Origin of the sequence: Alkalihalobacillus sp. MEB130, from assembly GCF_032335535.1 — a bacterium.
GTDB lineage: Bacteria > Bacillota > Bacilli > Bacillales > Bacillaceae_D > Halalkalibacter.
The window spans coordinates 100045-119163 of record NZ_JAOANA010000007.1 but is presented as its reverse complement, the minus strand read 5'-3'; the positions used below and the strand labels follow the sequence as shown (position 1 = coordinate 119163).

Sequence of the window (19119 nt, the reverse complement as noted above, 5' to 3'; positions counted from 1 at the left end):
GTGTTCCGAATGAAAATAAGAGTTTTTTCCATGGTTATGATTCTAATGATTTTTTCAGCTTGTTCACAACAACAGGAAGAAGTAACAACTGAGCTGTCAGAAACGGAAATTGATGCAGAAATTGTTCGTCAAGAGGCGCCGCCTGAGCCTGAAGTGAAAGAGACGACGATTACAATTGGTGCCATCGGCGATATCCTTTTGCATGAGCGGGTGTATGTTCCTGCAGAGACAGAAGAGGGAACGCATGACTTTATGCCTATGCTTGAAGATGTGGGTCCTCTTTTAGGGGAGCCGGACTTTTTAATGGCGAACTTTGAATCCATCCCTGGTGGCGTTGAGATTGGGTTATCGACTTATCCATCTTTTAATAGTCCGCATGAGATTGTAACGGACATGCAGTCGTTAGGAGTCGATATGGCAATTGCGGCGAATAACCATACGATTGATCGAGGAGTTCGAGCGGTAGAGAGTGCATTGAACTTTTTTGATGAAGTAGGAATGGACTATGTGGGTGCTTATCGAGATACTGAGGACCGTGAAACAGACCGGATTGTAGATGTTGAAGGAATTCGTATCGGAGTGTTGGCGTACACGTATGGAACAAACGGAATTCCTATTCCAGAAGGGCACGAAGACATTGTTGCACTAATCGATCCAGAACGAATGACAACCGATGTTAAGCAATTGCGTGATAAAGTCGATATTGTCGTCGTCCATATGCATTGGGGTGATGAGTATATTCATGAACCAAATACAGAGCAGCAGGAACTAGCGCAATTATTATCAGAAGCTGGCACGGATATTATAATTGGGCATCACCCACATGTGTTGCAGCCTATCGATTTGTTAGAGCAAGAAGATGGGTATGAGACTTATGTGTTTTATTCGCTCGGAAACTTCTTTTCAGGGCAAAACTTTGAATATACTGATATAGGTGGATTAGCAACAATTGAAGTTACAAAACTAACAGAAGGTGATGAATCAACGTTTGAAATCCATTCACCAGACATCGAACCAACCCTTGTCGAATTAATCAACGATGTCTACAGTGTTAGACCAATGGCAGACACCGAGGGCTCACTTATTAACGGAGTTACTGCTGAAGAAACACGCAAGCACATCTGGAAGTATCTACACGAACAAAACTAAAGGGTCAGACCCCTCTTTACTCATTTACAGCAGTAAAGAGGGGTCTGACCCCAACCTCTCTAACATTCGTCGACTTGTCGGTATCATATCGTCTGGAAGTTCATCAAGAGGAAAGTACTTCAAATCCGTCCCTTCATGATCCACTTGCAATTGCCCAGACACATCATTGGAGATAAAAGAAACAATCACATTATATACCTCATCCCCATTTGGGTAAGTGAAGTAAAAATCTTCTCCAGAAAAAACGGTATACAACTTCATGTCGCCAACTGTTAAGCCTGTCTCTTCAAGGATTTCTCTACGTGCAGCCTCCTCAACGGTTTCACCCATCTCCATGAAACCACCAGGAACTCCCCAGTTATTTGTATCTGTTCGATGTTGTAATAGCACTCGTTTCTGATTATCATAAATAAAAACGGAACAAGCGGTTAAAATTAAAGGTCTACTACCAGCGATCGACCGTATCATACTAATATAGTTCATCGTATCCTCCTTGGGGTCAGACCCCTCTTTATCCCTTTGCCGCATGAGAGAGGGGTCTGACCCCCAAAAAGCAGAAAGGAGTTTTAAAATGGAAATCTCAATAGTTCTTCTTTTCTTTTTCTTACTTATTTTTGGTGGTCTTATCTTAAACATCCTTACTAGCATTTGGTGTTATCGAGATTCATTGCGAAATGGAAATAGCAAGGAATACAGCCTTTTGTGGCTGGTGGCCACGCTCTTCTTTCCTGTTATCGGTGTGATTATTTATTTGATTATACGAAGGTAAAATTCGGGGTCAGACCCCTCTTTATCACTTCACAGTCCTACAGAGGGGTCTGACCCCCTCACCCCCTCAACCTTCGTTCGTACAAGGAAACGCCGAAGAGTACGAGAAGGGCTCCAGCGGAATCGATGAACACATCAGATACCAGTCCAGATCGCTCTGGAATAAAGGATTGATGCCATTCATCGATAGCTCCATAGAAGGTTGCTAGCCCCCAAGCAATCACATAACGGTAATTTCTTCCGTGTAAAGCAAGCCAAAAAAAGAATGCTAATAGTCCGAAAGCAGCTAAATGAACGCCTTTTCTAGCAATATAATTAATAATAGCGGAATCAAAAAAGGGATTTCTAAGCATCTCCTCTGTTGAGTCTCCAGTAAAAAAAGGTTGGCGCGTGGCAATGGCAATCCCGATACACCAAAGGATCGCTACGCTCCACCAGAACGTTGTTTTTTTCATCAAATCACCCACCCCAATTATACATGATTCCACTTCAATCATTAATCGTAATTAATAAATTTGCTCAATGTAGAATAGCATGGACTATAAGAATGAATGAATGAATGAAAGGAGGAATTTTTTGTATAAAAAAGGTCCGTCCAAACTTACTTTTGTCATTCCTGCTGTAGTTATCATAGTTATGCTCTTCTTCTTACTCATTCCTTCTGAGTCCCAAAAAGTCCAAAATGTCATTGAGTCTTTTTATACATATGAGCAAGAAGCCCGCTTCTCCTTAGCTTACGATTTGTTTCATCCCAAAATGCAAGAAACCTATTCAAGAGCAAACTACATCGAAAATAGAGGAAGGTTCATTGGCGTAGAAGGCTTCCCGTTTTCACTAAGCAAACCAGAAAAAGTGAGTGACTGGAGCATGACAGAAGGAGTTGAACCGCTTGACTCTGTCTATAAAGTAACGGTAACAAAAGAAATAAGAGATTCCCAAAACGGAAACTACCGAATGGAACAGGATGTGTATGTCGCAGAGGAGCTTGAAACAGGTGAGTGGAAGGTTCTTTGGGATTTTAACTAAAACGGTACAAAGCCTGTCATACACGTGTATAACAGGCTTTGTATCAATTATTCACTTCACAAAATACTCAATTAAAAACTCCGTCCAAATAAGGTGGCCTACTTCAGTAAGGAGCTTTTCATTCGTAAACAGGGATTGATCTGATTTCTTGATCTTTTCTTCCCAACGATCAGCAAAAAAGTAGTTTTGATCTTTTGAAAAAGATTTTACTTGGTCGACGAGGGCCACATACTTTTCATCGTCGATTGGGTTAGCGGGAGAAAGAACAATCGTCGTATCCGGAAGTTTCTCTGTTAGATCGGCCATAATCGTTTCTAGGTGATCAAGGGATTCATCTAAGTCTACTTTGTCAAAATCATTAAACAACAATGGCTCCATCACTAAAAGATCAGGTTTGTTTCTGATTACTTTATCTATATAATTGTCTGCTAGGACGTCACTTGAAGTGGCGTCTTTTACATCCATAACGGTTAAAGCGATGTTTTGATCGGGAAGCAATGTTTGTAAGTAAGGTAGGAGCATATGAGGCATCGACTCTTTTTCCTCGACACTTGTGATCGCAGAAGAACCAAAAACCATGACGAGGATTTCGTCATCTTTGTTTTGATCGACAACCTCTTCTAATAACCCACCTAACTCAAGTGTATTAATAAAGGATTCGACGGAAGCACTCTCTTCCTCAATAGTCGCTGGCGAAGCTTCTACTTTCATGTCTTCCGCCTCATCGGCAATCGTAGCCAGTTTTTGGTCATAATGAGTGTGGCTAATAAAAATAACGATAATACTTGCTAGAATGAATGCAATAAATAGAAATCTCTTCATGTTACGTAATTCCACCCTTCTCCTACTAATTTCTCTATAGTCAAACTATAGCAATCATGAAAAGGGAAGTAAGACGAACGATGTCAAGAGACTCGGACTTTTTACCGACAATCCACACAGAGAAACGTCGAATGAATACAGATAAGGAAGAAAATAGGTATTGATAGCTAAGAGCGGATTCTCTATAATATCTAAGAATCTATCTTATTTCCTAGATTCGATAATTTATAGAGATGAGGCAAGAAATGAAAAAGAAGAAGGTTTTTCTATCACTTGGGTTACTAGTTGGGGTTGTATTGTTGTCGGTTGTTGCTTATTTCTTTTATTTATACAAATCTGTAACGGATACCGTTCAGGAAATGCATGAACCTTTTGCGCCCTCTCGAGTTGTTGATTTAGAGAGCCAAGAACCACTTTCGTTTCTTATTGCAGGTGTCGATTCTAGAGGGGATGACCATGCGGGACGTTCCGATACGATTATTGTCATGACAGTGAATCCAAATACAGAATCAATTAAAATGTTGAGTATTCCACGCGATACACGTACAGAAATTATCGGTCGTGGCATGCAAGATAAAATCAATCATGCCTATGCATTTGGTGGCGTGCAAATGACAGCAGATACGGTTGCAAACTTTTTAGATATTCCGATTGACCATTATATAAGCATTAATATGGAAGGCTTTAAAGGGGTAGTAGATGCTCTTGGCGGCGTAAGTGTTGATAATGACTTTGCTTTTAATTATGGAAGCCATTCGTTTCCTGAAGGACAGCTATTCTTAAATGGAGAAGAAGCTCTAGCCTATTCACGTATGAGAAAAGAAGACCCTCGTGGGGACTTTGGACGTAATGATCGTCAGCGTGAAATCGTGGATGCGGTCATCCAAGAAGCAGCGAATATTGGTACCATTACAAAAGCTGGCGGGATTTTAGGAGCGGTTGGTCAATCTGTACGCACGGATATGACGTTAGACGAAATGTGGAAGCTTCAATCCAACTACCGCGATGCTCGCCACAACGTCGAGCAAATGGAGATCAAAGGAAATAACGCAACGATTAATGGAATTTATTATTTGCAAATTCCAGATGATGAATTAGCTCGCGTGCGCAGTGAGTTGAAAGAGCATTTGGAGTTGTAAAGGCGGTGCCTGTCACCACCCGGTTTTTGTCGGAAAAAGGGGAGCATAGCGCTCTCCTTTTTTCATTCTCTCACTTCGCAGCCTTTTGTATCGTAGCCAGTGCGTGGAAATGCGGCTTTAGCGCAGCATATAGATCCCGGTACGTTTCATATAACTGCCTGTACACTTGATGATGAACAGCATTCGGTACATATGTTTCTTTCATAGGTATCTCCGTTTTGATCGCAGACAATGAGGAGACTTCTCCTAGCGCATAAAGGCCAAACCACGCAGCGCCCCAGGCTGAACTTTGGTGGCTAACGGGTACTTGTACTTCTTTTCCGAAAATATCAGCGACCATTTGCAGCCATAATGACGAACGAGCAAAGCCACCGCTCGCAAATAAATTTGCCGGTTCTCCCGCTAAACGCTCAAGCGCCTCGCCAATGCTATACATACTAAAAATAACTCCTTCTAATCCAGCGCGAATCATGTGTGCCTTTTTATGGGCAAGAGTTAATCCGATATAACTGCCACGGGCATTGGCGTCCCAGTACGGAGCGCGTTCGCCGTTTAAAAACGGCAAAAACAACAAGCCGTCTGCCCCAGGTTTAACGCCTTTTGCTAACTCGCTCAGCAAGTCGTATGCACTCGCATCACCACTCGTGAGAGCTCGTTCGACTTCGATTTCCCCAAACACGTCTTTCATCCATTGAAAAACAATGCCTCCATTATTCGAGGGGCCTCCCATAATCCATAAGTCCTTTGTGACGCCATAACAGAAGATTTCCTGTAATTCATCCGTTCGCGGGGAGGAAGACATCTGTCTAATGGCTCCACTTGTTCCAATTGTAAGAGCAACATCCCCTGGGTTGATCGCGCCAATTCCAAGGTTCGCAAGGGGACCGTCACTTGATCCAATTACAAATGGGATATCTACACTAACAGACATACGGTTTGCTAGTTCGGATGAAAGACCTTGGCAAATCGTCGTGGACGGGACTGGTTTGGATAACTGTTCTTTTGATATGCCGGCAGCTACTAAGGCATCTTCATGCCAATCAAACGTATGGATGTTAAAGAGACCGCTTGCAGAAGCGATAGCATAATCAACGATGTACGTTCCAAACCAGCGCATAAACAAAAATTCTTTAATCGAAACAAACTTAGCGGCTTGGACATATGGCCCGTAACCGGTGTCTCTCATCCATAGCAATTTACATAAAGGAGACATCGGATGAAGCGGTGTTCCAGTTTGTAAGTAAATGTCTGTTCCAAACGTATCCTTCAGACGACTCGCTTGTTCCACGCTGCGTCCGTCTGCCCACGTAATGGAGGGAGAAATGGCTTCATGTTTTTCATTCACACAAATTAAAGAATGCATCGCACTAGAGAAGCTGACGCAGATCAACTCACTCGGCTGGATGCCACTTTTTTGAATCGCCGCTGAAAGCGAACGAATTGCGGCTTGTTCGATTTCATACGGATCTTGCTCTACCCAAGAAGGCTGTGGTTGATAAACAGGATAAGAGCACTCGTGCTCAGCAACAACCACTCCGTTTTTTTGAAATAAAACAGCTTTCGCACTTGTAGTTCCGATATCGAGAGCTGCTACATACTTTTTCGTTGACATCGTCTTTGTCACCACCTGAAATGGTCATAGTTTTTTAAAAAAGGATTCTTACTCCTTATCTTGTGTGAAAGTTATATGAATGTAAAGGGGAAAACAGTAGGAAAGTCGAAAGGTATAAGGTAGACTTACGTGCGTTCAGTATTCAAGTAAACAGACGGGAGAGGGTTTTATGTTTGGTCTTGAGGAACTTCTATTAAATGTCCTGTTTCTTATTGTTTTCCTCCTTTTTATCCCAATCCTTTTAGAAATAAATAGATCAACCTTTTTTTACGATAATAAAAATAAAATTCAGCTTCTCGTCACAGCACTTGCGGTAGTGGCCTGTTTTTCGTTTCCTATTCCAATCATGGAAGGATTTCAGTTTGATCTAAGACTTGTTGCATTAACGGTAGGAGGGTTATATGGTGGCCTGTCTGCATCATTCATTCTCATTGCATTCACAGCTCTTGTTCGTTTGCTTATAGGGGGATCAGGGGCAGTGGCAACGATGCTTGTCCTGTCGGTTCTTTTGCTATTGCTGCTAGCTGCTACCGACAAATTTCAAAGAGCTGCTAGAATACAAAAAGTAGCCATGGCTAGCTTTGTATCAACGTCGATTGCTTTCATTGCTATTCTCAATTCGACTTTTCTTTTTGGTGCTTCTTTTTCAGCATTATTTTTACTTCTGTACGTGGTCATCACATTTAGCACAACAGCTTTTATCGTATACTTCTATGAACTCATTCAAGATCATATTCTTGTACATAAACGAGTGATAAAAGCGGAAAAAATGGAGGTGGTTAGTCATTTAGCATCATCAATTTCACATGAAGTTCGCAATCCATTAACAACGGTAAGAGGATTTATGCAAATGATGCTTCAAAATGAGTTTTCTGAGAAAAAGAGAAAAGAATATTTAATGATATCGATTGCAGAAGTGGATCGAGCGACGGATATTATCCGAAATTACTTAACGTTTGCGAAACCAACGCCTGAGAATAATAGGGTCTTATCTAGTAAAGAAGAGATTGAACGTACGCTTCAAATTGTCATGCCACTCGCCAATATGAATGGAATTGAAGTGAAGAGCAATGTGACTGACTTGTCTTTTGTAGGGGAAGAACAACAGTTTCAACAATGCTTACTTAACATCACCAAAAATTGTATAGAGGCGATGCCGAATAAAGGCAAACTGACCATTGAAACGAAGGAAGATAACGGGCAGCTGCTCATTGTCATTACCGATAATGGCAAAGGAATGTCAAAAGAGCAACTCGCTCGAATCGGAGAACCGTACTTTACAACGAAAGGAAGAGAAGGAACGGGACTAGGGTTGCTCGTATCGATGCGAATTATCGAATCGATGAGTGGGAAGTTACAGGTGAAAAGCGAAGTGAATAAAGGAACTAGTTTTTCGATTTGGTTGCCAATGGTGGAGGAAAAGGCAAAGGAAGCATGACGATAGAATAAACAAAAAGCTTGCTATCACAATGATGCCAAGCTTTTTTTACGTTAAAAAGAATAGGGGAAATCTATGAAAATAACTCTTGCAAATAAATGGGATTAAATAGATAATATTTCTATAATTTGTAAAACTATGTTGAAATGAGGAGCAAAAAATGAAGAAAAAGAAAATAGCTCTTATCGTAAGTTTATGTCTCACCCTAATTTTGATTATTGGTGGGGGGACGTACTATTTTATTATTGGTCAAAATCGCCCTGTTAGTGCCAATTTAGATGAGCTTTGGGCTGAGAAAGTATCTAATATGGTATTTCAAGAAAATCTATCAGCCTATTCTTTTTCTGGAAAAATAGAGCCTGAGAAACATGAGAAAATTTATTTAGAAGCTGACGAAGGAACGGTAAAAGAACTATTTGTCAAAGAGGGCGACATTGTTGAAGAAGGAACGCCTCTTTTTGAATATGAGCCACTAGAAGATTCCAACCAAGAACTTGAACAATTAACGATTCAACTTGAAATGGCTTACATGCAAATTAATCAGACAAAAAAGAGACAAACAAAATTAGAAAAAGCAATCAAAAAAGCTGAAAAAGAGGAAAAGGACTTGATGCAAGAAGATCTAGAACAGCTTACCTTTGATTTGCGAATGCAAAATTTAGAAGCAGGTCAGGTCCAAAAACAAATAGATCGCTTGAAAAAAGAGCAAGAAGCAACAGTCGTTGAAAGCAAAAGTGAAGGAATTGTTCAAACGATTAATCAGGATTTAGCTGAAGGAGCGCAAATGGATCAAGCGTCCGGACCATTTATTCAAATTGTCTCGACGGGCTCGTACCTCGTGAAAAGTCAGGTGAATGAATTTGTCATTGATACGCTCGAACTAGATTCACAGATGAAGATTACGAGAAAAGCGGGCGGAGAAGAAGAGTGGATTGGTACGATTACTGATATTGGGAAGCTCCCTGTTGGTTCAAGTGAAGAGGGACAAATGGAGTATTATGGTGAAATGAATCCACAGTCTTCTAATTACCCGTTTACGGTCGTATTAGAACATCATGAAGGCTTAGAGGTTGGTTTTCATGTGAACCTTGAGCCGATTTCAGAAGAGGAACCAGCCTCATCAAGCATTACCCTTATGCGGGATTTTATTGCATGGGATGACGAAATGCCTTACGTTTGGATAGTGGATGAAAACCAGCTAACGTTGAAGCAGTATGTAGAAATAGGGCAAGAATTTGAAGAGGAATTTACGGTTGAAGTACTAAGTGGCCTTTCTCTTGAGGATTATATTGTCTATCCTGATCCTTCGGTAACAGAAGGGAAAGAGGTTATGATTTATGATTCGTTTGAGTAACATTGATAAATCATACAAGTTAGGAAAAGAAGAAATTCCGATTTTGAAAAACATTGAGCTCGAAATTGAAGCCGGAGAATTTCTAGCGATCATGGGCCCATCTGGTTCAGGGAAATCAACGTTGATGAACATTCTTGGCTGTCTTGATAAGCCGACCTCAGGTTCGTACAAACTGGATGAGATGGACATGCTCTCAGGCAGAGAAAGTACGCTAGCGACGATTCGCAATAAGCAAATTGGCTTCGTGTTTCAAACGTTTCATCTTTTGCCACGTTTAACGGCACTTCAAAATGTTGAATTGCCACTTATTTATAACAAAATCAAAAAGAAGGAACGGAGAATGCGCGCAACCGAAGCATTAGAAAAAGTCGGCTTAGCTGACCGAGTATCGTTCCTTCCGACGCGGCTCTCTGGTGGACAGAAGCAGCGTGTGGCGATTGCGAGAGCCCTCGTCAATGAGCCGAAATTTATTTTAGCAGATGAGCCAACAGGAGCGTTAGATACGAAGTCAAGCGAGCAAATTTTGGCGTTATTTTCCGAGTTGAACAAAGAAGGCGTGACGATCATTATGATTACTCATGATCGTGAAGTGGCGGAAAAAGCAGACCGAATCGTATACATACGTGACGGGGAGCTTTTACATGAGGAACGAGGTGAAAGCCTCAATGCTTGAGAATATACGATTATCGTTTCAGTCAATTTTTGCTCATAAGCTCCGCTCTGTCTTAACGATGTTAGGGGTCATTATTGGGATTGCTGCGATTATCGCGATCGTTTCCATGATTGAAGGAGAAAGCGAAGCGTTAAAAAGCAACCTTGTGGGAATGGGGAATAATACCATCAATGTTGTTTATGAAGACATGAGTATGATGGGAGAAGGTTATTATAGCTATACGTCTCATTTAACGGCACCGCCTGTTAAAGAAGAGACGGTCGAGCTCATTCATAGCCAGCCGAATGTGAACGGTCTCTCGCTTTACCACGAGACGTGGAGCAGCGGTGTCTTCTATCAAGCCAATATGACGTATCCACAAATGTATGGAGTGGATCAAGGTTATTTAGATCTTTTTCCGATTACAATCGTGGAGGGCAGACAGCTGACGCCTGTAGAATTGCTAGGAAAAAATCAATTTGTCATGTTAAATGAAGATGCGCGTAATGAGCTTTTTCCAGAAGGAGATGCACTTGGAAAGTTGATTGATCTCTCAGGTATTCCGTTTCAAGTTGTCGGGGTTTATACAGATAAGACAACAGAGGATGTTTATTATTATGGAGATTGGACGGAGCCTAAGTTGATTCTTCCTAAAGGAATTTGGCCTCTGATTGCAGGCTATGAGTCTCCAACTCAAATTGCGGTACAAGCAACGTCGTCTGAACACATTCAAGAAGCAGGGATGATGGCAGCGGATTTCCTTAATGCGGATCTATCGCCTGCTGATATGGCAACAGCGATGTATTCGGTCATGGACATGCAAGCCATTGCTGAGGAAATTGCAGCGTATAACCGCACCTTTGCCATGCTTTTAGGAGGGATAGCGAGTATATCCTTACTTGTAGGTGGAATTGGGGTTATGAATATTATGCTTGTTTCTGTAACCGAGCGTACGCGTGAAATTGGGATTAAAAAAGCACTCGGTGCAAAACGTCACCTCATTCTTTTGCAATTTTTAACCGAAGCCATTGTATTAACAAGCTTAGGGGGAGTGCTAGGAATTGCGGGTGGAATTGGTATTGCCAAACTCATCTCGATGATTACGGGGATGCCGTTTATGATCTCCATACCAGCAATCATCGGTTCACTTCTGTTCTCGATGGTCGTGGGGATTGTCTTTGGACTGTTGCCATCACTTAAAGCATCGAAACTGCAACCGGTAGAAGCATTGCGCTATGAATAAAACAAAGCCCACGGACTCATCCAAGTTCGTGGGTTATTGGCTTCTGTTTGAAAAAGAGACTCCTGTCTACTATAATTAGTTCGTTATTAGAGGAGGGTTTATCTATGAGAAGGAAATGGATGATGATTGCATTTTTTGCGTGCTTATTGCTCGTAACAGGCTGTGGAACAGCCCCTGAAGTGGAACAAGAAGAAGAAGAGGTACAAGTCGATGAAGAGGAAAGCGAAACAGGCTACACTCTTGATGTTGAGGAAAATCCAGTTGTGACGATCACGATGGAAAATGGAGACGAGATTGTTGTGGAATTGTATCCTGATATCGCCCCAAATACAGTCGTGAACTTTGTATCTTTAGTAGAAGACGGGTTTTATGATGGGTTGACGTTTCACCGCGTGATCCCAGGGTTCATGGTTCAAGGTGGAGATCCAAACGGGGATGGCTCAGGTGGCCCTGATTATTCAATTGAAGGGGAATTTGAGGCAAATGGCTTTGAAAACCCGTTAAACCATGAGCGTGGCGTCATTTCGATGGCACGTACAAATGATCCGAATTCAGCTGGATCTCAATTTTTCATTATGGTGGAACAGTCCGCTCAACTTGATGGACAATATGCTGCATTTGGGAAAGTGCTAGAAGGCATGGAAGCGGTTGATGAGATCGTTCATTCAGAACGAGATTCACGAGACAAGCCATTAGAAGAACAGCGTATGGCGAGCGTGACGGTCGATACGAAAGGGTATGACTATCCAGATCCGGTTGTATCGGAATAGGGAATATAGCAAATTTTTTTAAACAGAGGCTGGGACAAAACTATGGTGTTTAACTGAGAATACGATCGGTACACAAATTTTAACGCAGTATATTTCCGGAGCGATTACATGCATTAACTATCGTAGCGTTCGGATTTCTCATTACCCAAAACTCTTTTGCCCCAGCCTCTTGTTTTAGATCTAATCTACCTTTTTTTACTAGACTGAAAGTATGATATGAAATCAGTCGTTTCTAGGTCTTTACTCCCCTTTCTATTAATTCATTGCAGTTGTTCTATAATGTTGATAGAATAAGGTTGAAAAGAACTATGTCGAAATTTTAAGAATATTTACAAGATTAGTCAAAATTATAGATAGCCAAGGTGTTGAACATGGTATTTGACGGGATTCTATTATCTCTCATCGTAGGTTTTTTAAGGCGAGGGACGTTAACTGGCTTTGCAGAACTGAACATGAAATATGGGTTGATTTTTCCGATTTTATTAGGGATTCAAATCTGTGTTTTTGTTTTTCAAGGTAGATTTGCATTTTTAGAGCAAGTAAGTGGAATTCTTTTTATTCTTATTTATATAGTAGGGATGTTTTTCCTTTGGGTAAACCGAGAAAATAAAGGATTTATTTTATTGTTGATTGGTGTATTTTTAAATTTTTTAGTTATGGCAATAAACGGTGGTAGAATGCCAGTTTCCTATGAGGCTGCTGCTTTTGCGTTAGACCCATATTATACAGAAATTTTAAAGAATGGGTTATATGCTAAGCACGCTATGTTAACGGAATCTACGAAGTTAGGTTTTCTTGGGGATGTCATTCCGCTAACGAGTCCTTATTATCCAAAAAGCCAAGTCATTAGTATCGGCGATATTCTGATGAATATTGGGATTTTCTTGTTTATCCAACACCTTATGTTACAGCATAAAAGGGTCAAACCTATTCTTAATTTTCATTTAAGGAGGTGACATTTATGAATAAGAAAAAAGTAATCATTAATATTGCAATTATTTCATCTCTAGTTGTAGCGTTAACATCAGGTTTTCATTTAGTATAATTTTTTGAAGGGAGAAGTGATATAACTTCTCCTTTTACTATATATTATAGAGAGTTGAAACGTATGGATAATAACGGATTATATAATCAAAAAGCAAATATCTATGTCATCATTACATCGTTGCTTGGTATCTCTTGGTTTGTCATATTAGGGGACATTACATTTACTTATTCTGCTAACTTATGGTTCATGATTGCCAGCCTTGTCCTTGTTTTAGTTTTGTGCAGGCATTTTACGATTCTTCTTCCTCCAAGAGGGAACGCATTATCGATGGATTCAGCTATTTATTTAGCTTGTATCTTTGTGTTTGGCTTGGAATTTTCTTTAACTATTTTATTTATTAGTAGTATTATAGGTTCTCTTTATTTAGTAAGAACTGCTTGGTGGAAGCATATTTTTAATTTTGCTGTGTTCTCCATTATGATTGTCGGTGCTCATTATGTTTTCACTGTAACTGGTGGACAGGTGGGTGTTATTAGTCCAGAGTTCATTTTGCAATATATACTAACATTAGCTATTTATATGTTTTTAAACATCTTCTGTATAGGAATGTTCTTTTATTTAATTGATGCTGATAGCTTAATTTCAATGATACGAGGCCTTGTAAAAGAGTCGATTTCTAGTTATATTAGCATCCTGATTTTATCGCTCTTGCTGGGCATTTTGCTATTACATCAACCGTTTTATGGACTCTTTCTTTTCTCTTGTTTAATTTTAGTGCTATCCTTTGCATTTAAACAACACTTTCAGTTGTATGAGGAAGCATCGAAAAAAGCGAATGTCGACCATTTAACAGGATTATATAACCACGGCTACTTCAAAGAACAACTAGAAGAAATGATCAAAGCAAAAAACGTAAGTCAGATTTGCTTAGCTATGATTGATATAGATGATTTTAAAAAATACAATGATTACTTCGGTCACCTTCAAGGGGATGAATTACTGAAATGTTTTGGTTCACTCTTAAAGGATGGATGCAGTGAGGCCAATTATACCCTTGCACGATATGGTGGAGAAGAGTTTGTCATTTTAATGCCGGAAACATCTCAGAGAGACGCCTTCCATTTTTTAGATGGGTTACGGAAAAAGATCAACGATACGTATTTTAAAGGGGTTGAAATCCTTCCTCATGGATGTTTGTCGTTCTCGGGGGGAATTATTCATCAAGACGGGGAAGTGTATAGTTCGTCTGAATTGTTAGGTCAAGCGGATCAAGCTCTTTATTATGCGAAAGCACAAGGGAAGAACAATATCCATTTATATGATGAAAAAGATATTGTTCAAAAGAATCTTGATGAAGAAAAAGAAATAGAATTACTGGAACAGCAAGTTCGTATTTTCTTATCAAAAGATATTTATACGTACAAGCATAGCAAACGAGTTTTCAAGTATGCGGTTAAGTTTGCGAAGAAATTAGGTCTAAATGAGTATGAAAAGAAAACATTGATAATGGGTGCGTTAATCCATGATATCGGGAAGCTTGAAATTCCGCGAGATGTGATTAACAAAAAAGGAAAATTAGATGCACATGAGTGGGACATGTTGAAGAAGCATGTAACATGGGGCAAAGAAATCATTTCAACGAATAAAGAGTTGCTACACTTGGTGCCACTTGTTGAACTTCATCATGAACGTTATGACGGCAAAGGGTACCCTCATGGATTAAAAGGGGAGCGGATTCCGAAATTGGCTAGAATTTTGTGCATTATTGATTCATTTGATGCTATGACAACGGAACGACCATATCAAGCAACAAAGTCATTCGCAGAAGCAATCATTGAACTTGAAGAATGTGCAGGCAAGCAATTTGATCCCAATTTTGTTCCGCTGTTTATCGAAATGATACAAGAGGAAGAGATGATGGTAAAGGAAATGGAGTTGCCTGTTACTACGTAAGTGTAAGAGTACATCAAAATAAAAGGAACATGTATCGCAACCGAGCTGATTTTTTCAGGTCGGTCTTTTGCTGTAGTTGTAGTAAAATAGCTTGGTAGAAATCATCACAATGTTACCTTCTTGTGTAGAAAGAGAAGAGTCTAAGTGAATGAAAAAATAAGGAAGCGCAGTAGAGGTTGATTAGGTTTAAGTAGCTAAAATCAATTCCTAATACTAGTCATTCTATACAATGACATGGTTGAAATACTAACCGTATGATGGAGGGACTAAAGAGAGGGTAGGGGAGTGCTATGTTTTTATGAAAACATTACTCATAAAAAATGCTAGAAACATCATTACAATGGACGAACAACGCCGTCAGTTTCCAGGTGGAAGCATGTATGTTGAGGGACAAGAAATCAAAGCAATTGGGGTAGACTTGCCATACGAAGCAGCTGATGAAGTCATTGATGCAAGAGGTAAAATTATATTTCCAGGTTTGATTAATACGCATCACCATCTGTACCAAACGTTTACAAGAAATATCCCGTGGGCTCAAGACTGTGAGCTTTTTGATTGGCTCCTTACGCTATACGACATTTGGCACCATCTTAGGCCGGAAGACGTCTACCTCAGTGCAAAAGTTGGGTTAGGAGAGCTATTAAAAAGTGGCTGCACGACGGCATCTGATCATTTTTATGTATTTCCTAATGGAGTTAGCGGGGAGTTACTAGATGAGGAAATTCGGGCGGCTAGTGAGCTTGGAATTCGCTTCTTTCCGACGAGAGGATCGATGAGTTTAGGACGTTCTCAAGGTGGTTTGCCACCGGATGAAGTTGTTCAAACAGAAAAGACTATATTGCAAGATACGATGAGAGTCATCGAAACGTACCATGATGCAAGTAAGTTCTCAATGACACGTGTCGGGGTGGCTCCTTGTTCGCCGTTTTCGGTTAGTCGAGATTTGCTGAGAGAGTCCGCTGCATTAGCTCGTAGTTACGATGTACGACTGCATACGCATCTAGCTGAAACAAAGGATGAAGAAGATTTCTGCTTAGAAAAGTACGGAATGCGTCCATTGCAATTAATGGAGGAGACAGGCTGGGTAGGGAATGATGTTTGGTTTGCTCACGGCATTTGGTTTAACGATGAGGAAATCATCAAAATGGGTAGCTGTGGTTGCGGAGTGGCGCATTGCCCAAGTAGCAATATGAAGCTATCATCAGGAACGTTTCCTATTATGAAGATGCTAGAAAACGGCGTAAAAGTCGGGCTAGGGGTTGATGGATCTGCTTCAAATGATGCATCGAGCATGTTGCTAGAGTTAAAAGTAATGAATCTCTTACATAAATTGCAACATGGCTCAACGGCGTTAAGTGCTGAAGATTGCTTGCACATTGCAACAAGAGGCTCTGCCAAAGTACTAGGGTGGGACGATGCCATAGGCTCTCTGGAAGTAGGGAAGGCAGCAGATTTATTTATGATCGACTCCAAGCGGTTGGAATTTGCAGGAGCACTATTTGATGATGCGGCACTTCCGATTATCACAGGAACATCACAAGTAGATATGACGATCGTTGGTGGTAAGGTAGTGGTGAAAGAGGGGAGACTCGTAAACACCGATGAAGGAATGCTTGCAGAAAAAGCCCAAATGGCTGCCAATCGTTTGGTAGAAGTAGCTTCGCGTCATACGAAAGTGAACTATAGAAAAATAAGGGCAAGAGAAAATAGTGCAGGTGCATGGAAGTATTTAAAGTAGAGCGAATGCTGTTTGATGAAATAGACTTACTATGAGATTCATAGTAAGTCTATTTGCAATGACTGTAGGATAAGAGGTCAAACAACTAGATAATTGCTCCTGAGTGCTCGAGAATAGTGTAGATTGTTGTCGTTTAGTTAAATGTTTTGTTAATAGAGGGGAGTAGAAGAAAAAAGGCAGGGTGAAGAGTAGGGGAGGGGAGAGGTGTAGGGATACCTAAAAAAAGGAAATTATAACGATGTATACAACAATGTATACTTGTACACAAAAAGTATACATTGTGTGTACAAAATCGTGTACATGTATACAAAGTTGTATACACAGCGTAATTACAGGATGTGTACAGATTCGTATACATGTACACAAAAACGTGTACATGTATACGAAATGAATACAACTTAAGCATCATTGACGAATCTAGCAGTCTGCTATACTCTTATATAAGTTGGAAAAAGTTATTAAATCCTCAAACGAAAGGAAATGATTTTATTATGAGTAAAACAAGAATTGCTGCAGTTGATGTAGGTAACGATTCTATTAAAGCGTTATTTGGTAAAGCAGACTTTGAATTGAACATCCCGAATGTCATTGCGAGAGATACAGAAGATCGTCCAGTTATTGGAATTGAAGATTTAAATGAGAAAGATCCTCTAGACGGAATACATATTCGTGTTCACTCCCCTGCCCTTCTAGAGAACAATGCGATTTATCGTGTCGGAAATTTAGCAACGAAAAGCAACAACCCTAATGAACTAGATCCTGGCAGCAGCAAGTCTGAAGAAGATCAAACGTTAGTTATGCTTTTTGCTTCATTAGCATTGGATGCCGTTCGTGAAGAGAATGCACACTCATTTAAAAAGACAAACAATGTGGTTGATGCGAACTATACATTAGGTACTGGTTTGCCGCTTCGTGAAGTAAAAGAAGGAAAAGATGTTGGTTATCGCTCACAACTTTTAAGCTCTGTTCACCAAGTAGAATTCCTTGTTACACCTAAATACCAAGGAATCAAAGTGAACATTAAGTTTGATGAAGTGAAGGTTTATCCTGAAGGATTCGCTGCTTACATTAACTTAGTTATGGATAATAACTTAAACATTATTAATAGAGATTTAGTAGATAAGAGCATCTTGATCCAAGATATTGGTGGTCTTTCAACGGATATTGCTGTCATTAAAAACCGCAATGTAGATGATGATAAGGCACAAGGATTTAACCTTGGTGTCGCTGAATCGTTAGAGCAAATTAGAGAAGAAATTCGCTCGAAGCACGGCGTTGAATTAGATAGTCGTCGTGATGTTGTTGATATTATTACGAAAAAACAAGATCGCAATCACATTATGGTACGCGGAAGTCGGACAAGCGTTCATGACATTACCGACCGCATCTTAATGGAGCTTGCGAAAAAGCAGTACCGTCACCTGCGCAATGTATGGTCGAAAAACTCTCAAACAGAGATTTGCTACTTCGTCGGTGGTGGTGCAATGGTATTAAAAGACTACTTGAAAACATTAAATAACAACTTAGATGGCTACAATATCGGCTTCTTTGAAGATGAGAAAGAAAGCATCTGGATGATGGCAAATGCATACTACAAGCTGATTTCAGCGTTTGAAAAAGCAAACAACCCAGATCCAAAAGACAAAGATAAAGAGAAAAAAGCTGTCAAAAATTAATAGGGTGATTTCATGAGTACAAAGGGGACGACTGGAATCCAGAGGGGTCAGGCAATTACATTCCGTCTCCCTTCTGATACGCCAGATCACTTAGTTAAACAGCTTCAAAGATTAAAAGAAACCGAAAGACGTAACTTTTCAAGTAAAATTGCTGAGTTTGCGTTAGAGGGAGTTAGCAATTCGATGGCCAAAGAAAAAGAAACGGTCACGATTCCTCTCCCAAAGCAGTTAAGCAAAGAGCAACGCAATTGGCTGCGTCATGCGCATTCCGAGGCATTGCTTGGAGCGATCGTTTATCAACTTTTAGCAGATCCCGTTCGAGCAACATCGGTTCTTGCGTCACTTAATAGCAATGCATTTGATATTGATGAGGCTCTTTATTTACAGGAACGTGAAATGTTTGAAGAGGACGAAAAAGCTGAGCCGGTTTCAGATGACAGGGATGAACCGGTTAAAGAGATAGAGGATGAACCGATGCATGACGATGCAGGGGACAACCTTGAAGATGATCTCATGGACTTTGACTGGAACAAAGCACTGCAAGAGCATGCAGCGGCTGCAGAAGAAGCGGAGCCTGAGAAAGAAGAAAGTGCTGAAGATTTGCTAGGTGGATTTTTGGCGAAGATGAATAAGTAACAACAATGCTTAGGGTGATGATTTGTCGCTCTGAGCATTGTTTTTTGTTGTGGTGGCAGTGGTTGGGGCCGTTATGTGGACACCAGGTACGCTATTTGTACAAAAACAGCTATTTACTAGATTAAGAGGACACCAGATACCTTATTTCACAAAAA

At 40.3% G+C, this 19119-nt stretch carries 18 protein-coding genes; 14 read left to right on the top strand and 4 right to left on the bottom strand.

The genetic code is table 11. The features are described from left to right. The first annotated feature begins 9 nt into the window (after nucleotides 1-9). Nucleotides 10-1149 carry a CapA family protein gene (locus tag N0O92_RS09175; protein ID WP_315614377.1) on the top strand — a complete coding sequence of 380 codons (1140 nt, stop codon included), beginning with the start codon at nucleotides 10-12 and terminating at the stop codon, nucleotides 1147-1149. 24 nt (nucleotides 1150-1173) lie between these two features. On the opposite strand, the gene N0O92_RS09170 is transcribed toward N0O92_RS09175, so the two are convergent. Continuing rightward, the gene (locus N0O92_RS09170) at nucleotides 1174-1632 is read right to left on the bottom strand and encodes an NUDIX hydrolase (protein ID WP_315614376.1); all 459 of its coding nucleotides are present in this window, start codon (nucleotides 1630-1632) and stop codon (nucleotides 1174-1176) included. An 88-nt stretch (nucleotides 1633-1720) separates the two neighbouring features. On the opposite strand from N0O92_RS09170, the gene N0O92_RS09165 reads away from it, so the two are divergent. Next, on the top strand, nucleotides 1721-1918 hold the full coding sequence (locus N0O92_RS09165) for a PLDc N-terminal domain-containing protein (protein WP_315614375.1): 198 nt from the start codon (nucleotides 1721-1723) through the stop codon (nucleotides 1916-1918). 58 nt (nucleotides 1919-1976) lie between these two features. On the opposite strand, the gene N0O92_RS09160 is transcribed toward N0O92_RS09165, so the two are convergent. Beyond that, nucleotides 1977-2372 carry a VanZ family protein gene (locus N0O92_RS09160; RefSeq protein ID WP_315614374.1) on the bottom strand — a complete coding sequence of 132 codons (396 nt, stop codon included), beginning with the start codon at nucleotides 2370-2372 and terminating at the stop codon, nucleotides 1977-1979. A gap of 121 nt (nucleotides 2373-2493) precedes the next feature. On the opposite strand from N0O92_RS09160, the gene N0O92_RS09155 reads away from it, so the two are divergent. Continuing rightward, nucleotides 2494-2943, top strand: a complete 450-nt coding sequence (locus N0O92_RS09155) for a hypothetical protein (protein WP_315614373.1) — start codon at nucleotides 2494-2496, stop codon at nucleotides 2941-2943. A gap of 51 nt (nucleotides 2944-2994) precedes the next feature. Here N0O92_RS09155 and N0O92_RS09150 read toward each other — a convergent pair whose 3' ends face one another. Then, entirely contained in the window at nucleotides 2995-3765 is a 771-nt protein-coding gene (locus N0O92_RS09150; protein ID WP_315614372.1) for a hypothetical protein, read from the bottom strand. Nucleotides 3766-4010: 245 nt separating this feature from the next. Here N0O92_RS09150 and N0O92_RS09145 point away from each other — a divergent pair, with 245 nt between their 5' ends. Then, nucleotides 4011-4904, top strand: coding sequence for an LCP family glycopolymer transferase (locus N0O92_RS09145; RefSeq protein WP_315614371.1), 894 nt, complete (start codon nucleotides 4011-4013; stop codon nucleotides 4902-4904). A gap of 70 nt (nucleotides 4905-4974) precedes the next feature. On the opposite strand, the gene N0O92_RS09140 is transcribed toward N0O92_RS09145, so the two are convergent. After that, nucleotides 4975-6516, bottom strand: coding sequence for a gluconokinase (locus N0O92_RS09140; RefSeq protein ID WP_315614370.1), 1542 nt, complete (start codon nucleotides 6514-6516; stop codon nucleotides 4975-4977). Nucleotides 6517-6685: 169 nt separating this feature from the next. Between N0O92_RS09140 and N0O92_RS09135 the strand changes: the two genes are divergently transcribed. The 10 genes from N0O92_RS09135 to N0O92_RS09090 all read left to right on the top strand — a co-directional run bounded on the left by N0O92_RS09135 (nucleotide 6686) and on the right by N0O92_RS09090 (nucleotide 18964). Further along, on the top strand, nucleotides 6686-7954 hold the full coding sequence (locus N0O92_RS09135) for an ATP-binding protein (protein WP_315614369.1): 1269 nt from the start codon (nucleotides 6686-6688) through the stop codon (nucleotides 7952-7954). Nucleotides 7955-8114: 160 nt separating this feature from the next. Continuing rightward, nucleotides 8115-9308 (top strand): efflux RND transporter periplasmic adaptor subunit, encoded by a 1194-nt coding sequence (locus N0O92_RS09130; protein WP_315614368.1) that lies wholly within the window; start codon nucleotides 8115-8117, stop codon nucleotides 9306-9308. After that, nucleotides 9292-9981 carry an ABC transporter ATP-binding protein gene (locus N0O92_RS09125; protein ID WP_315614367.1) on the top strand — a complete coding sequence of 230 codons (690 nt, stop codon included), beginning with the start codon at nucleotides 9292-9294 and terminating at the stop codon, nucleotides 9979-9981. The genes N0O92_RS09130 and N0O92_RS09125 overlap by 17 nt, the downstream gene beginning before the upstream one ends. Then, nucleotides 9974-11203, top strand: coding sequence for an ABC transporter permease (locus N0O92_RS09120; RefSeq protein WP_315614366.1), 1230 nt, complete (start codon nucleotides 9974-9976; stop codon nucleotides 11201-11203). The genes N0O92_RS09125 and N0O92_RS09120 overlap by 8 nt, the downstream gene beginning before the upstream one ends. A 104-nt stretch (nucleotides 11204-11307) precedes the next feature. Then, complete coding sequence (locus N0O92_RS09115; protein WP_315614365.1) at nucleotides 11308-11973, top strand: peptidylprolyl isomerase; 666 nt, start codon at nucleotides 11308-11310, stop codon at nucleotides 11971-11973. Nucleotides 11974-12344: 371 nt separating this feature from the next. Continuing rightward, on the top strand, nucleotides 12345-12929 hold the full coding sequence (locus N0O92_RS09110) for a DUF5317 domain-containing protein (RefSeq protein ID WP_315614364.1): 585 nt from the start codon (nucleotides 12345-12347) through the stop codon (nucleotides 12927-12929). A 152-nt stretch (nucleotides 12930-13081) separates the two neighbouring features. Further along, entirely contained in the window at nucleotides 13082-14914 is a 1833-nt protein-coding gene (locus N0O92_RS09105; RefSeq protein WP_315614363.1) for a bifunctional diguanylate cyclase/phosphohydrolase, read from the top strand. Between the two features lie 298 nt (nucleotides 14915-15212). Continuing rightward, nucleotides 15213-16652 carry an 8-oxoguanine deaminase gene (locus tag N0O92_RS09100; protein ID WP_315614362.1) on the top strand — a complete coding sequence of 480 codons (1440 nt, stop codon included), beginning with the start codon at nucleotides 15213-15215 and terminating at the stop codon, nucleotides 16650-16652. A 491-nt stretch (nucleotides 16653-17143) separates the two neighbouring features. Next, nucleotides 17144-18328 (top strand): Alp7A family actin-like protein, encoded by a 1185-nt coding sequence (locus N0O92_RS09095; RefSeq protein WP_315614361.1) that lies wholly within the window; start codon nucleotides 17144-17146, stop codon nucleotides 18326-18328. 12 nt (nucleotides 18329-18340) lie between these two features. Next, the gene (locus N0O92_RS09090; RefSeq protein ID WP_315614360.1) at nucleotides 18341-18964 is read left to right on the top strand and encodes a hypothetical protein; all 624 of its coding nucleotides are present in this window, start codon (nucleotides 18341-18343) and stop codon (nucleotides 18962-18964) included. The last annotated feature ends 155 nt before the right edge of the window (nucleotides 18965-19119 follow it).

What these genes read in the sequence shown, in the direction of transcription:
- N0O92_RS09175 (WP_315614377.1), top strand. Translation starts at nt 10, where the DNA reads ATGAAAATAAGAGTTTTTTCCATGGTTATGATTCTAATGATTTTTTCA.
- N0O92_RS09170 (WP_315614376.1), bottom strand. Translation starts at nt 1,632, where the DNA reads ATGAACTATATTAGTATGATACGGTCGATCGCTGGTAGTAGACCTTTA.
- N0O92_RS09165 (WP_315614375.1), top strand. Translation starts at nt 1,721, where the DNA reads ATGGAAATCTCAATAGTTCTTCTTTTCTTTTTCTTACTTATTTTTGGT.
- N0O92_RS09160 (WP_315614374.1), bottom strand. Translation starts at nt 2,372, where the DNA reads ATGAAAAAAACAACGTTCTGGTGGAGCGTAGCGATCCTTTGGTGTATC.
- N0O92_RS09150 (WP_315614372.1), bottom strand. Translation starts at nt 3,765, where the DNA reads ATGAAGAGATTTCTATTTATTGCATTCATTCTAGCAAGTATTATCGTT.
- N0O92_RS09145 (WP_315614371.1), top strand. Translation starts at nt 4,011, where the DNA reads ATGAAAAAGAAGAAGGTTTTTCTATCACTTGGGTTACTAGTTGGGGTT.
- N0O92_RS09140 (WP_315614370.1), bottom strand. Translation starts at nt 6,516, where the DNA reads ATGTCAACGAAAAAGTATGTAGCAGCTCTCGATATCGGAACTACAAGT.
- N0O92_RS09135 (WP_315614369.1), top strand. Translation starts at nt 6,686, where the DNA reads ATGTTTGGTCTTGAGGAACTTCTATTAAATGTCCTGTTTCTTATTGTT.
- N0O92_RS09130 (WP_315614368.1), top strand. Translation starts at nt 8,115, where the DNA reads ATGAAGAAAAAGAAAATAGCTCTTATCGTAAGTTTATGTCTCACCCTA.
- N0O92_RS09125 (WP_315614367.1), top strand. Translation starts at nt 9,292, where the DNA reads ATGATTCGTTTGAGTAACATTGATAAATCATACAAGTTAGGAAAAGAA.
- N0O92_RS09120 (WP_315614366.1), top strand. Translation starts at nt 9,974, where the DNA reads ATGCTTGAGAATATACGATTATCGTTTCAGTCAATTTTTGCTCATAAG.
- N0O92_RS09115 (WP_315614365.1), top strand. Translation starts at nt 11,308, where the DNA reads ATGAGAAGGAAATGGATGATGATTGCATTTTTTGCGTGCTTATTGCTC.
- N0O92_RS09110 (WP_315614364.1), top strand. Translation starts at nt 12,345, where the DNA reads ATGGTATTTGACGGGATTCTATTATCTCTCATCGTAGGTTTTTTAAGG.
- N0O92_RS09105 (WP_315614363.1), top strand. Translation starts at nt 13,082, where the DNA reads ATGGATAATAACGGATTATATAATCAAAAAGCAAATATCTATGTCATC.
- N0O92_RS09100 (WP_315614362.1), top strand. Translation starts at nt 15,213, where the DNA reads ATGAAAACATTACTCATAAAAAATGCTAGAAACATCATTACAATGGAC.
- N0O92_RS09095 (WP_315614361.1), top strand. Translation starts at nt 17,144, where the DNA reads ATGAGTAAAACAAGAATTGCTGCAGTTGATGTAGGTAACGATTCTATT.
- N0O92_RS09090 (WP_315614360.1), top strand. Translation starts at nt 18,341, where the DNA reads ATGAGTACAAAGGGGACGACTGGAATCCAGAGGGGTCAGGCAATTACA.